The organism is Wenzhouxiangella sp. XN79A, from assembly GCF_012272825.1.
Lineage (GTDB): Bacteria > Pseudomonadota > Gammaproteobacteria > Xanthomonadales > Wenzhouxiangellaceae.
The window spans coordinates 61,044-73,929 of the sequence record NZ_JAAWWS010000146.1 but is presented as its reverse complement, the minus strand read 5'-3'; the positions used below and the strand labels follow the sequence as shown (position 1 = coordinate 73,929).

The 12,886-nt window shown below is 60.8% G+C and carries 13 protein-coding genes; 10 read left to right on the top strand and 3 right to left on the bottom strand.

The window, feature by feature from the left end:
• The first annotated feature begins 142 nt into the window (after positions 1-142).
• The 8 genes from HFP89_RS08255 to HFP89_RS08220 all read left to right on the top strand — a co-directional run bounded on the left by HFP89_RS08255 (position 143) and on the right by HFP89_RS08220 (position 8,469).
• Complete coding sequence (locus HFP89_RS08255) at positions 143-1,642, top strand: DUF2779 domain-containing protein (RefSeq protein WP_168717183.1); 1,500 nt, start codon at positions 143-145, stop codon at positions 1,640-1,642.
• A gap of 83 nt (positions 1,643-1,725) precedes the next feature.
• A complete protein-coding gene (locus tag HFP89_RS08250; protein WP_168717182.1) occupies positions 1,726-2,436 on the top strand; it encodes a hypothetical protein in 711 nt (236 codons plus the stop codon).
• On the top strand, positions 2,420-3,112 hold the full coding sequence (locus tag HFP89_RS08245) for a hypothetical protein (RefSeq protein WP_206212278.1): 693 nt from the start codon (positions 2,420-2,422) through the stop codon (positions 3,110-3,112). The genes HFP89_RS08250 and HFP89_RS08245 overlap by 17 nt, the downstream gene beginning before the upstream one ends.
• A gap of 89 nt (positions 3,113-3,201) precedes the next feature.
• On the top strand, positions 3,202-4,194 hold the full coding sequence (locus HFP89_RS08240; RefSeq protein WP_168717181.1) for a WYL domain-containing protein: 993 nt from the start codon (positions 3,202-3,204) through the stop codon (positions 4,192-4,194).
• Positions 4,195-4,276: 82 nt separating this feature from the next.
• Positions 4,277-5,503 carry a hypothetical protein gene (locus tag HFP89_RS08235; RefSeq protein ID WP_168717180.1) on the top strand — a complete coding sequence of 409 codons (1,227 nt, stop codon included), beginning with the start codon at positions 4,277-4,279 and terminating at the stop codon, positions 5,501-5,503.
• A gap of 372 nt (positions 5,504-5,875) precedes the next feature.
• Positions 5,876-6,073 (top strand): type II toxin-antitoxin system VapB family antitoxin, encoded by a 198-nt coding sequence (locus HFP89_RS08230; protein ID WP_168717179.1) that lies wholly within the window; start codon positions 5,876-5,878, stop codon positions 6,071-6,073.
• Positions 6,073-6,444 (top strand): PIN domain-containing protein, encoded by a 372-nt coding sequence (locus HFP89_RS08225; RefSeq protein WP_168717178.1) that lies wholly within the window; start codon positions 6,073-6,075, stop codon positions 6,442-6,444. Before HFP89_RS08230 ends, HFP89_RS08225 begins: the two co-directional genes overlap by 1 nt.
• 186 nt (positions 6,445-6,630) lie before the next feature.
• A complete protein-coding gene (locus HFP89_RS08220) occupies positions 6,631-8,469 on the top strand; it encodes an SEC-C metal-binding domain-containing protein (RefSeq protein ID WP_168717177.1) in 1,839 nt (612 codons plus the stop codon).
• 298 nt (positions 8,470-8,767) lie between these two features.
• Here HFP89_RS08220 and HFP89_RS08215 read toward each other — a convergent pair whose 3' ends face one another.
• Positions 8,768-8,971, bottom strand: a complete 204-nt coding sequence (locus HFP89_RS08215; RefSeq protein WP_206212277.1) for a hypothetical protein — start codon at positions 8,969-8,971, stop codon at positions 8,768-8,770.
• Positions 8,972-9,166: 195 nt separating this feature from the next.
• Here HFP89_RS08215 and HFP89_RS08210 point away from each other — a divergent pair, with 195 nt between their 5' ends.
• Positions 9,167-9,832, top strand: a complete 666-nt coding sequence (locus HFP89_RS08210) for a hypothetical protein (RefSeq protein ID WP_168717176.1) — start codon at positions 9,167-9,169, stop codon at positions 9,830-9,832.
• Between the two features lie 260 nt (positions 9,833-10,092).
• Here HFP89_RS08210 and HFP89_RS08205 read toward each other — a convergent pair whose 3' ends face one another.
• Together HFP89_RS08205 and HFP89_RS08200 are read right to left on the bottom strand one after the other, a co-directional pair.
• The gene (locus tag HFP89_RS08205) at positions 10,093-11,271 is read right to left on the bottom strand and encodes a DUF559 domain-containing protein (protein ID WP_168717175.1); all 1,179 of its coding nucleotides are present in this window, start codon (positions 11,269-11,271) and stop codon (positions 10,093-10,095) included.
• 89 nt (positions 11,272-11,360) lie between these two features.
• Positions 11,361-11,924 (bottom strand): hypothetical protein, encoded by a 564-nt coding sequence (locus HFP89_RS08200; protein WP_168717174.1) that lies wholly within the window; start codon positions 11,922-11,924, stop codon positions 11,361-11,363.
• A 263-nt stretch (positions 11,925-12,187) separates the two neighbouring features.
• Here HFP89_RS08200 and HFP89_RS08195 point away from each other — a divergent pair, with 263 nt between their 5' ends.
• Positions 12,188-12,883 (top strand): hypothetical protein, encoded by a 696-nt coding sequence (locus HFP89_RS08195; protein ID WP_168717173.1) that lies wholly within the window; start codon positions 12,188-12,190, stop codon positions 12,881-12,883.
• The last annotated feature ends 3 nt before the right edge of the window (positions 12,884-12,886 follow it).

Genomic DNA, 12,886 nt, shown 5'->3' with positions numbered 1-12,886 from the left:
ATGCGTTCGGCCTGCGACAGAATCTGTCGCACCCGTGAAATAGTCTTGGGGCACAATCAAAGAGCAGGAGGGAGCACATGAGCACACAAGGGCGATTCAGCGACGCGTGGAAGAACGCGGCCTCGACACCGGGAGCCGAGGCATGAGCGCACGCTTGAGCAAGACCCGGTTCATCGCCGGCCGCCAGTGCGAGCTGCGGCTCTGGAACGATATCCACCGCCGCGAACTGGCCACCCCCTGGGGCGAAACCCAGCAGGCCGTGTTCGACCGCGGCACGCGGGTCGGCGAGTTGGCCTGCCAGCGCTATCCGGGCGGCACGCTGGTCGGCTACAAGCCCTGGGAGCGCGAGCCCGCGATCGCTGAAACACAACGCCTGATGCAGGATCCTTCCGTGCCTGCCATCTACGAGGCCGCCTTCGAGCACCACGGCCTGTACGTGCGCGTCGACGTGCTGGCCCGCAACGGCTCCGGCTGGGACCTGATCGAAGTCAAGGCCTCCACCCGACCGGAGAAGGAGGTCTTCCAGCAGGACGTCGCCGTGCAGTACTGGACCCTGACCGGCGCCGGACTCGACATCGTCAACGCCGGCGTGCTGGTGCTGAACCGCGACTACCTCTACGAAGGCGGGGACTACGACCTGCGGCAGCTGTTCCGCTTCGGAGACGCCACGGAGCATTGCATCGAAGTCCAGGGCGCGATCGAGGCCGATGTCCAGCGGTTCCAGGCCATGCTGGGCGCCGACCAGCCGCCCGATATCGCGGTCGGCGACCACTGTTTCACGCCCTACGAGTGTCCGTACTACGCGCACTGCTGCGCCGGCTTGCCGGAGCTCGATCACCCGGTCAGCAGCCTGTATCGGCTCCGCGCATCGCAACGCGAGGCGCTGGACGCCCTCGGCGTCGAAGAAATCGCCGACATCCCGAGCGACTTCGACCTGAACGCCGTCCAGGCCCGCATGCGCCAGGCCGTGATCGAAGGCACGCCGTGGATCTCGCCGCGCCTGCACGACGAGCTACGAACGCTCACCCCACCGGCGTACTTCCTCGATTTCGAAGCCTTCATGCCCGCACTGCCGCCGTATCCCGGCACGCGGCCGTTCCAGAGCCTGCCGTTCCTGTACTGGATCCACAAGCAGGCGCCCGACGGCTCGCTCGAGCACCTCGACTACCTGCACGAAGAACCGACCGATCCCCGGCGGGCGATCGCCGAGCGCCTGATCGAAGACCTCGGTGATCACGGCAGCATCGTCGTCTACTCCGCCTACGAGCGACGGATGATCAACGACCTGATCGAAGCTTGCCCGGATCGGGCTGAGCGGCTCGAAGCCATTCGAGAACGGCTCTGGGACCTGCTGCCGATCGTCCGGAACAACTTCTACCACCCCGACTTCCAGGGCTCCTATTCGATCAAGGCCGTCCTTCCGGTCGTCGATCCGGATTCGGGATGGGCCGAGCTGGAGATTGCCGATGGGATGGCAGCGGCGATGGCCTATGAGAATGCTCTTGAAATTACAGGAGCCGAACAGCGCGACGAAGTCTTCGCCGAGCTGAAGGCGTACTGCGAGCAGGATACGGAGGCCATGGTGCGGCTCCACCATGCGCTGCTGCAGATCTCAAAAACCTCGAGAGGAGAAGAACATTGAGTGACCAAGCCCCGAATGAAGACACGGCACGCCGGATCATTCAGCGGTTGCACCAGTTCAATCGGAAGGAGCGGGACCACTTGATGAAGTTCGCTCTGTGCGACAAGCCTGCCACGCCTCGTATTTCAGAGGCGCTCTGGAATCTGATCTCCAATGGCGGAACGCCGCCGAACCCGAGGCTGATTTTCATAGAAATGGACTATCACCTGAACTGGCTATATGCAGCGCTGGCCAATGCTGCTCGTAGCGCCGACGCTGAGAGTCCTGAAAATAAGAAACTCGGGCCGTTTCCCAATGAGTGGCAATTGGATAAAAAAGAATGGCCCGCCATAGGTGATAGAAACCAGCGTCCGATACAGAACAATCAGGAGGATGTCGACCTACTGGTGGCCTGGTTCGATCGACGTTGGGCGAAGCCGTTCAGGCTGGTGCTGATCGAGGCAAAACTCGATTCGAGTTGGGATTCAAAGCAGTTCGAAAAGAAACGGGAGCGACTGACGCTGATCAAAGAAGATGCAGACAAGCTGGTGACTAAAGACTTCATCCAGTGGAATTTCGTGTTGCTTTCCCCTGGGAACGGTCCGTCGAGAGGACCCTTTGCGAATAAAGATCCGGATCATGAGCGCTATGAATGGCTATATCAAGGCATCAATGGGGAGCCGAGGGAAGGGCTGTGGCACGAGAATCTTGAAAAGATTGGTGGCCAGATGCGAGTGAAACGAACCAGCGCTTCATCGGACGAATGGGAAATCGAGGCCATAAAGGGAGGTGGCGGTTGTGAGTTACAAGGATGAAGAAGGCAGCATTTCCCGACAAGAAAAGACGCTCTTCAATGAATGGAAAAAGCTTCGCCCAGACCTCGTCACCGATGGAGTCGTCAATGAAGCCGAGTACCTGAAGAGCGAGATCAGGTTGCTTTTCGTGCTGAAGGAAGTCAATGACCCAGGCGGCGGCGGATGGGACCTTTGCGAATTGATTCGGGAAGGCAATCGTTGGCAAACCTGGAATAACATCACTCGCTGGGTCGAAGGGATCCGTGCTCTTCCGGAAGATCTCGGTTGGAGCTCACTGGAGACCGTCGACCAGACAAGGCGTCAAAACGCGCTGGCCTCGATCGCCGCTATGAATTTGAAGAAGTCTCCCGGCGGACACACGGCGGATTCGGCTGCTCTCGGCGAAGCAGCGGGGGTCGATCGAGATCGATTGCGGCAGCAATTCGATCTCTACCGACCGAACCTAGTGATCTGCTGCGGCAGTGAAACCAGCGACTTATTTCATGCAACGATGGACCTCGGAGAGGTGGAGTGGAAGCGCACGAACCGTGGGGTCTGGTACCACGAGCCTGTTCGCGGTCAGATCATCATTGCGTATTCGCATCCGGAAGCAAGGTGCGCAGGTCACCTGTTGCACTATGGTTTGGTTGATGCCGTTAGAGAGATCTACAGTCTTTCCGGGCAAGAAGGCAAATGATTCGGGTCGAGGTGCTCGGGTGATTTCACAGGTCCAGGTAGCAGAACAACCCCTCGGTCCGAGTAGGCTTGGCTTGGAGGGGCCGAACCATGCCTGACTCCACCCTCCGCCAGATCACCCTGCTCCAACTCGTCCCGCGCCGCTCGCCCGGCGCGACGACGGCCGAATTACAGCGCCGCCTCGACGACCAGGGCCACGTCGTCAGCCGCAGAACGATTCAGCGCGATCTGATCCGTCTCTCGGCGCACTTTCCCCTGGTGACGGACGGCGAGGACATCCCTCGATGGTCCTGGATGGAGGGCAGCGACGGCCTGACCGCGCCTGCCCATGATGCCTACTCGGCGCTGACGTGGACGCTGATCGAGGAACACCTCGAGCCCCTGATGCCGCTCGCTGCCCGCAAGGAGGCGCAGCCCCAGTTCGCGGCCGCCCGTAAGTACCTGAAGCAGACGCCGAGGAATCGCATCGATCGCTGGCATCAGCGAGTCCGCGTCATTCCCCGCGCCTTCGAGCTCCAGACACCGGACGTGCCCGAAGCCGTACTGGAACCGGTCTATGCGGCCCTGTTCGATGGCCGGCAGCTCCGGGTCGACTATCGCAGCCGGGGCCGGGAGAAGGCCCGATCCATGCGGGTTCACCCACTGGGCCTGATCCTTCGGGAGGGGGTGATCTACCTGCTCGGCACCATCGACGACTACACCGACCTGCGCCAGCTCGTCGCCCACCGGATCGAGGCCGCCACCGTGCTGCACCAGCCCGCGAACGAGCCCGAGGACTTCGATCTGGACGAGTACATCGCCTCGGGCGGATTTTCTTACGTTGAAACCGGGCCCATCGAGCTGGTCCTCCAGGTCGAGGAATACGCCGCAGAGCACCTCATCGAATCGCCGATCGCGCCGGAGCAGACCGTTCGCGCGCTGAACGACGGCCGCAAGGAAATCCGAGCCCGGGTGGTCGACACCAAGCAGCTTCGGTGGTGGTTGGCGGGGTTCGGGGATGCGGTGGAGGTTGTCGAGCCGCTTCATCTGAGGCAGGCTCTCGTCGAACAGGCCAGGGCCGTAGTCGAGCTCTATCGAAGCTAGGCCCATCGGTCCGATGGATCATTCATGCACCTGAGCCAAGGCACAATCTTGACCAATCAATCGGAAATCGGATCGAGGGTCGATGATGCGTAGCGAAGCCGAACCCCACCTGGTTCGGGAGAACCAGCCATCGTCAGCGCTCCGGCCCATCGACCTGCGAAGTCGCGATATCCAGGAGAATTTTCTCCAAGAGCTTCTCGAGCGGAACCCTGCGATGTTGCCGGTCTCGAGGTTCGACGAAAGCTTCGGGCCGCTCGTTTCGGTCGGTCGGGAGATCCTGGGGATCGACAACCTCTTCATCTCCCCGACCGGCCGACTGACCGTGGTCGAGACCAAGCTCTGGCGCAATCCGCAGGCGACGCGCCATGTCCTGGCCCAGATCCTGGACTACGCCAATCGCCTGTCTTCGCTGAGTGTCGAGGAGTTCCAGCAGCGCTGCACCGGGGCCAACCAGTCCCGCGTCAGCGAGGCGAACGATCTCTACGCGCTTGTCAGCGACGCGTTTCCCGAAGAGACGCCAAGGGAACCCGAATTCATCGATCGCCTCCAGAAAAACCTCGCCACTGGCCGCTTCCTGCTGCTGGTTGTCGGCGATGGGATCCGTGAGGGGCTGGAGAGCATTCTGGGTTCCCTCCATCATCAATCGCGGCTGCATTTCACCTTCGGGCTGGTCGAGCTCAAGCTCTACAGAATGCCCACCGAAACCGGTGACCTCCTGGTCGTGCCGAACGTCGTTGCGCATTCGACCGAAATCGAGCGGGCGGTGGTCACGATTCGAGGCGCACAGCCGGAGCAGGTGGAGGTCACGGTCAGTGCCGATCCTGGCGAGAAAGCACCCAAACTGACCGAGAGCGAGTTCCTGGAGGGCATCCAGCACCCCGAAGTTCGTCAATTCGGAGAGCGTCTGTTCAAGTGGGGTCGGCGGCGTGGCTGGATCGAAATCACCAGCAAGGGCGATTCGGCCTCAATCCGGATTCCCTTTTCGACCGCACGAGCCGGCTTGATCCTGATCCGCCTGTACAGAAACGGCAATGTGCTCACGACACCGCCAAAGCTGCGACAGGCGCTACGCAGAAGCGGCGTCGGCGAGGAAGACGTCGTCGCGCTTGCTCGGGATCTCCAGAAACTGGTCCCGGAACTTCGGATCGATCCGGACAAGGAGCGCGTTGCTCGAGTGATTTCAGCCAAGCAGCTCCTTCCGCAGCTGGATGCCATGCTTGCGGTCTACGACGAAGCGATCGCGAAGTTCAGTGATCTCGATCCTGGAAACGACAATCCGATCGACGAGCCGGATGATGAAATGGAGTGAGGTCGGTCGATTACAGTGCGACCCTGACCGATCAGCAGCGTTTTGCGAATCCGGCTGGTCATACGTCCCGCCCAACTGCTTCACCCCGTCCCACCAGTGTCATCCCGGCCCCACCAGTGTCATCCCGGCCTCGAGCCGGGATCCAGCGTCTTGTTCCGTCGCCGGCGCCATCCCTTATCCAACGACCCCGTCTCACCAATTGAGAACGATTCGTTGCACCCTGATCCCGAATTGGCCGCGAATTGGCCGCGAATTGGCCGGCATCGAGCTTTCCCGCTCGCAGAATCGATGCTTGTGCCAGATCGAGCCCACAGCATCAATATCCGCATCAATTGATGTAGACTAAGCGCGTTAGGAAATGGAGAGCTGGCGATGAGAACAACCGTCAATCTGGACGATGAATTGCTCGCCGAAGCGCAACGCCTGTCCGGCATCACCGAACGAGCGGCGCTGGTCAATGAAGGCATCCGGGCACTGATCGAACGTGAAAGCGCCCGGCGCCTCGCGCGACTCGGCGGTTCCCAGCCGCAATTGAAACCGATCCCTCGCCGGCAGACGACTGAAGCCTGATGGTCCTGGTCGACACCTCGATCTGGATCGACCATTTTCGAATCGGGCTGAGGGCCCTGGCCGAGCTGCTTGACCACAACCGCGTGCTGATGCATCCCTTCGTCCTCGGCGAGATCGCCTGCGGCAACCTGCGAGAGCACAGGCAGACACTCCAACTCCTGTCCAGCCTGCCCGGCGCATCGAAGGCATCGGATGACGAAGTTCTGGCTTTTATCGAGTCAAACCGCCTAATGGGCGCTGGCATCGGTTTCATAGACGCCCACCTCCTGGCCGCCACTGCACTTGCGGCGGATGCCACCCTCTGGACAAACGACCGCCGCCTCCACCAGACAGCAGAAAAACTCGGGCTGGCCTCTACGCCCGATGCCTGAACTCGGGCGGACAGCGCTTTGCAAGGAGTGACTGCAATGCCTTGGCTGTTTCGCACTTTGCGCAATGAGATTTCGAATGAAGGGACGTAAATCTACCGGCGTGAATTCTCGGAGTCACCGAGTCACTAGAACCTCTCAAATTTTCATTTATGGGTTGGCAGTGTCTTCCCAGATTAAACTGTAACCATGACCGAATTCCCTGACCGTCCGGCCGGGCCGGATATTGTTCTTCTCAGCCAGCTTTGCAGCCGAGCCATCGTCAAGGGCGAAAGCCTCGATGACTTGCTGGCGCGCATGGACCTGGGGCTGGATACGTTCTTTCCGGCCCCGCCTCAGGGCGCTCTGAGAGACGATCCTGACCTGCGACGACGAATGCTGCGCGTTCTGGTGCGCGGCATCTGGAGCCAGACGCCGCACCCGGATGCCGACTTCGCCTTGCCAAGGCTCCTTGAGCCGGGCCGCAACGAGCCCTGTCATTGTGGGTCGGGCCGGAAATACAAGCAGTGTTGCCAGCCCCTTGCGCGGCAGCTTCCGATCATCGACGCAAATTTCCTGCCCTGCCTGCTCGAAGCGCTTCCGCGCAAGCACTGGAAAGCGCTGGCGGGAAGTCGGGTCGACCCCGAGCGAGTCATGGACACCGTGCACCAGTGGCAGGACGAGGACGATCAGGAAGCCGTGGTGGCCCTGCTCGAGCCCTGGTTTGCCAAGGGCCGGGCCATTCGCGCCCGCGATGAGTTCCTGTTCGACAGTCTCCTCGACGCCTACTCCGAATTGGGTAATCCGCGCAAGAAGACCCGCCTGATCGAGCACGGCATCGAAAACGGCGACCGGACGATCCAGAGCGCCGCCTTGCAGCGGAAATCCAGCATGCTGGCCGATCGGGGCAAATTCCAGGACGCCTGGGCCGCATTCGAGAAGGCCCAGAGAATCGAGCCTGACGCTCCCAATCTGGCCCATCTCGAAGTCGTCATACTGATCCATCAGGGGCGGGAGGATGAAGCGCGTCAACGCGCGGAATTCTGGGCGCGTCGCCTGGCGCGTCGCAGGATACCGGAGCTGTCTGATCTGGTGGGCTGGTTGAAGGAGGTCGCGCGACGCGGTTCCGCTGCCATCGCCGAGACGATGGCCGAACAGGTCGGAGCGGGGCAGCTGGTTTCCCTGGTCCAGAACGCGCCGGCACCGGCCGTGCTGTATTCACTGGATCCGGTCGACGGCAATGCCGGCCCACTGATGCCCAAACCCCGCCTGGCGCGGGCGATGAATGCCTGGCAGGGTGCCATCGAAGCGACCGACTATTTTCCGGGCGCCGGCCGACTGCCCGGCGATCCCGCCGAGAAGTTGGCCCGCATGGTCACGTTGCTCGAAGACGATCCGGAACTCTGGCAGAGTTTCGAGGTGCTTGCCGACATGGCCTATGCCGTGCGGGGGCTGGATATCCTCGGGACAGACGAGAGCGTGATCATCCCGCTGCTCGACCGGGCTGAAGTGTTGATCGATGCCGTACTGAGGGAGAGCGGCGCCGAAGCGTGCTGCCTGGAGTGGGGGTTCTGGGAGAATCGCCCGGCTCTCGACCTCCTGGCCTGGCGAATCGGCATGGATCTCGACAAGCCGGCCATGCCCGACCATCTGCGGCGGCTAGAACGCTTGCTGGCCCTGAACCCGAACGACAATCAGGGCATGCGTATGCCACTCTCTCGGCGCTACCTTGAAACCGGGCGCTTCGATGACGCGGTTGAACTGGCCGAGCGCTATCCGGACGACTTTCCCGAGATGCAGTACAACCACGCGCTGGCGCTTTACGCCTTGGAGCGATTTGAGCAGGCGGATCATGTCATGGCGGCGGTCGTGAAAGACTACCCGAAGATTCTCGACGCGCTGCTCAAATCCCGCATTCGGCGCCCGGCCATCAACCCCAGCGCTGTCACACTGGGCGGCGACGATGAGGCCTGGCTCTACCGCGAATCCTATCGGCCGATCTGGCAGCGCCTCGATGCACTCGGCTGGGCGCGGCGCTTTCGTTCGTGACCTGAGCGCTGGCATTCCGCTGAAATCAGGCTGGCGGGCTTTGATCGATGCCACCGCTGTCTGCGGCAATGTCAGGGCGATATTCTGATACAGGCCCGGATCGATCCGCCGAGCCGCGTGGGATTGGCTGGGTCGCGATCAGTAACCTGCGTATCCCGGTTTCGCGCCACCGAACGACGACAAGCTCTCGACCCTGGGAATCAAGGATCGTCGGCGACCAATGCAAGCGAAGAATATGATGCTATAGGCGAATGACCAGTCACCAATTTACGGTGCTTCTGGCGGCCCAAATGCTGCACTACAGCGACTTGTAATACTCCCGGATCATATCGGCCATGAGTTTTCTGCGAGCTTCAAGGAATTCGGGATAGTTCGCGCCCGTGACTTCATCGATGAAGTCCGGAATGGCGCTTTCCTTCAGATTTACCTCCAGGTCGGCCTGATCTGTGATCTCCCCAATGCGAAGCACACCCGTGGAGACTTGATTCGACATCCAGGCCATGTACTCCTTCGGCGGATTGTCTTTGATTGTGATATTGATAGGCGTTTCAGTGAGGGCAAAGGTGTCATCCCGGCCTCGAGCCGGGACCCAGCGCCTTGTTCCGTCGCCGGCGCCGCCACTACTGCAACGACGCCGTCTCAACAATTGAGAACAATTCGTCGGATCCTGAATCCGAGCCTACGGTAACGATCACCCATGTCCGAATCCCCGAACCCAATCTGGACGGAAAACGAAAAGCAACTCTATCTCGGTCACCAACGAATGCTGAACCGGGTGCCTGTCGATCAGAACAGCGATCCTCATGTGCCGCTCCCGGAACTGCTACGTCGCCATCACCACCTGATCCAGGCTGCGGCTGAACGAACGGGTCTTGATGTACCACTTGAAGAGATGGGGCTCTACGAGTTCAATCTGGCCCGCCTGCTGGACACCTTCACTCGGCTGGCCGATTTCCGATCGCTGGCGAGCTATTCCGAGATGCACTTCGGCCCCGTGCTTGCCGTGAAGGTCAAGGGCCTGAAGGCGCTGCGAGGGGTGGGGCCCGAAGGTCGTCGCCTGAAGATCATGAGAGCGCTCGGCCGTTGCGTACGCCGAGTAGGGCAGCGGGGTGTAGCCGGACGTTTCGGTCGTTTCTACGTCTTGCTGGATGCCGCATGGAACGGCGTGGTTCTCGCCCGCGCTCTGGCAAAGGAACTGGACAACACGCTCGACGTCGTCGGTCTGGCCGACCTGCGCGATCCGCCGAAGCCGTTTCTGCTCACGGGCATCGGCAGAAGCTGGCAGGAAGCCCACCTGATTACCCGCGGTAGAATCGCTCAGCCCGATGTGCCGCTCGACCTGCGCGTGCGGAACGGGTGTTAGTCCAGCGCCCGACCGCTCGGATGAATGCCTGTTTGTAGCTCGTCGGTGACGACCGGCCGGAATCTGTAGAGCGGTTGCATCCGTACAACCGCGCCTGTAGGAAGAAGCGCGACAAGTGCGGTGGCCGCGTGGCCTGTCTCGGAGGGTCACGAAAAGCGATCTCCATCGGCGACAATCACGGCATCCCGGTTGGCAATCGTTCCGCTACACTGTTCGACGTTGAAAAATATTAGTTGCGTTTGGAATCACTGCGGGACGAGTCAACCGGTCTCGAGTTGGCCGGGATAACGCAATTCGATCTGGCTCCTCCCCTCATAGCTGGATACTTCTCCGGTCACGCAAATTACATCGCCTACCGAAAGTTGGTCCAATAGTGAGGCGAATGAAGCTCGGTTTCGGCCCCAGATAACAAGTTCAAGCCGTCTGGAACTCGGGAAGTCCTCTCCGATGTTGATCCATGTCGGCTGACCTCGGCTTTGACTGCGATAGGTGATCGAGCGCACTGGTCCTGTTATTGACATTGATTCGCCGACATGCGAGCCGGCTTCCGACCAACGAATCGGGCTTTCGCAGCTTGCCCCTGCGGGAACCCGAGGGCTGATGGGCGGTTGGACGTTCAGCGCGGGGCTTTGCAAGGCACCTCGCTCTAGTCCGCCGGAGATCAGGACAACGCCGGCTGCGATCACAGCAATGATGATGATAGCGAACGCCCAGATGGTCGTCTTCATAATGCCTCCCTCTTCTTCGAGCTTTTCGATGCGTTGGGTCTGTTCCAGCGATCGCAACCTTAGTTCTTCGGAGGGGCCTAGCGTTTTCTCGGCTTCGGCTCGCTCCAGCAGCTTGCGAACCTCAGAGAGTTCCTTCTCGATTTCGCTTCGTCGCGTTTTTTCCTTCTGATACGCACCCTCTTTCTGCTTCAGTGCGCCGCCGTATTTCCCGACTTCATCTTGAATCGCTTTGCGATTTTCTTTGTTGGCTTTTTCCAGTCGCTGGGTTAGCTCAATCAAACGCTTGTGCAATTTCGTATGGTGCTCAAGGCGAGCGCGCAACTTGCGAAGAAGCAGCGTAATGTGCTCGGCGCAGTCATCGGGTCGATCCCGAACATCGATGTTCGCGAATCGCAGCACGTGCCATCCTTGCGATGTCAGGCCGGCCTGGCGCCGCTGCCAATCCAGGAACTCGTTTCGCGTCATGCCCTGGCCACGCCCGGTCTTGTCGTACCCGTCGATCTCGATCGCGACCTTCAGATCCTCTGTTTCGGCGATCGCGAAGTCGCAATAGCGGCGCTTGCCGTCCAGGTCCTCGAACGACATCTGGGCCTGCAGGTAATGCAGGTCAAGGTTGGGGACCCGCGGCAGGACAGTCCGCAGGAACAATTCCTCGTATCTACTGCCGAGCTTTTCCGAGTTCTGCGCTATCCACGTCTGGAGGGTCACCATGGGCTGCTTCGGCCGATTCAGGCTTGTAGAAAAATTATCCAGCACTCGGGCAGAATTCCCGCCTCTTCAGGCATTGGACGGCGCCGCGCCTACTCCACGTCGTCAATGCGATCGAGCCGCGCGATGGCTTCTTCGTCCTCGCGCATTTCCGCTCTCCACTGATCGAGCAGATGATGTGGCGACTGCCTCCCGGACCCATCGAGAGAGTCCAGAACGCCGATCAACTCGTCGTTTCCATCATCGTCGGACTGAGTGATCACGAATCGATCGAACAGCGGAATCCACGTAGCGAAATATTCGACTCTCCAACTCATCCCGGGTCCGGCACCGAAACCTTCGTCCGAACCGAGGTAGACGGGCTTGAGCAGGACCTTTCGATTCTTCGAGACAGGTCGCTGCTTTCGCGTCTCGACGATGTCGCCCTGCGAATTGCGCACCAGCCATCGCGGCAGCCGTTGCTGGATTCGCTCGAGCGCGACAAGGGCCACGGCCGACTCGACAGATCGATAGCGGGCGTCCGGGAGGATTTCCGCAAGGTCTTCGGCCAGGCCGACATAGCGTGGCGAGCCGTCGAGGTAGTGCGCCAGGACACGGTACTCCGCCGGGCTGAACAGGCCCTCGGCGTTCTCGGGATAACCGGTTGTCTCCTTCATCGTCGTCGTGCCCTCGGTCCTGTAATTACACGGCACCGTGCCTGCCTAAACGCCGCCGCTGCGCTATACTGTACTCGCGCCGATTTGAAGACACCAGCTTGCTGGGCGCCCGGAAACCCGGTCCAACAAATCCAGCTAAAGCGGGAACCCGCCTCGCCGATTCCCGGCACCAGCAGTTCCCAGAACCAATTGTTGCAGTACGTCCCGATTTAGCCCTACTTGTGGGGGACGAAAAAGGAATTCCGCTAAACAGGGCGTTTCCGATGGAGGAAATGACCATGGCGTTGCTCTGTTCACAATACAACGTGATTCTGCTGAAGGCCCGGATCGAATCCGCTTGGCCCGGTGGCCTGGCCGCCTTTCGGGAGGAGTGGACGAACTACCGGGAGGACGATGACCTCGTCCTGTTGAGCCCGATCCGCAGCATCGACGCGAGCGGAATCCAGCTTGCCCTGCGCGAGCGCGGCCTTCGAGCGGGCCGCGACTACGCCCTGACCGGCGCGAAGCGCCGCCCCGAGTTGCTGACCGACGGTATCGTCTTCGAACGGACGATGGATATTGCCGCGAACGAGTACGGCTGGCGAGTCAGGGCCGGGCAGGCGGCATCCAACGTGATCTCGTTCCCGCGGAAGTCGGCGCATTCTGTCCGGCTCGCTCGCGGGCGGGACTGCGCGCCGTACGTCGTTGTGCACGACCGGAACAGCGGCGACGGCAGTCTCGAGGAACTGGTGTGCATCGACCCCGAAGGCCGCCTCGTGTTCCAGCGGGAGGAAAGGATCGAGCGCTCCGGCGATGTCCGGCGGACGGGGTGGGCAACCTCCTGTCGAGTCGTGCGGCCCGAGAGCGTGCCGAGGGTCGTGGTGGAGTTGATGGCCGAACGGTTCGAAACCGAAGAGAGCTTCGCCGAGTGGTTGAAGACGAAGGCCATCGAAAGCGAACTGATGCGAGGTGGTGTATGAACG

What these genes read in the sequence shown, in the direction of transcription:
- HFP89_RS08255 (WP_168717183.1), top strand. Translation starts at nt 143, where the DNA reads ATGAGCGCACGCTTGAGCAAGACCCGGTTCATCGCCGGCCGCCAGTGC.
- HFP89_RS08250 (WP_168717182.1), top strand. Translation starts at nt 1,726, where the DNA reads ATGAAGTTCGCTCTGTGCGACAAGCCTGCCACGCCTCGTATTTCAGAG.
- HFP89_RS08240 (WP_168717181.1), top strand. Translation starts at nt 3,202, where the DNA reads ATGCCTGACTCCACCCTCCGCCAGATCACCCTGCTCCAACTCGTCCCG.
- HFP89_RS08235 (WP_168717180.1), top strand. Translation starts at nt 4,277, where the DNA reads ATGATGCGTAGCGAAGCCGAACCCCACCTGGTTCGGGAGAACCAGCCA.
- HFP89_RS08230 (WP_168717179.1), top strand. Translation starts at nt 5,876, where the DNA reads ATGAGAACAACCGTCAATCTGGACGATGAATTGCTCGCCGAAGCGCAA.
- HFP89_RS08225 (WP_168717178.1), top strand. Translation starts at nt 6,073, where the DNA reads ATGGTCCTGGTCGACACCTCGATCTGGATCGACCATTTTCGAATCGGG.
- HFP89_RS08220 (WP_168717177.1), top strand. Translation starts at nt 6,631, where the DNA reads ATGACCGAATTCCCTGACCGTCCGGCCGGGCCGGATATTGTTCTTCTC.
- HFP89_RS08215 (WP_206212277.1), bottom strand. Translation starts at nt 8,971, where the DNA reads ATGGCCTGGATGTCGAATCAAGTCTCCACGGGTGTGCTTCGCATTGGG.
- HFP89_RS08210 (WP_168717176.1), top strand. Translation starts at nt 9,167, where the DNA reads ATGTCCGAATCCCCGAACCCAATCTGGACGGAAAACGAAAAGCAACTC.
- HFP89_RS08205 (WP_168717175.1), bottom strand. Translation starts at nt 11,271, where the DNA reads ATGGTGACCCTCCAGACGTGGATAGCGCAGAACTCGGAAAAGCTCGGC.
- HFP89_RS08200 (WP_168717174.1), bottom strand. Translation starts at nt 11,924, where the DNA reads ATGAAGGAGACAACCGGTTATCCCGAGAACGCCGAGGGCCTGTTCAGC.
- HFP89_RS08195 (WP_168717173.1), top strand. Translation starts at nt 12,188, where the DNA reads ATGGAGGAAATGACCATGGCGTTGCTCTGTTCACAATACAACGTGATT.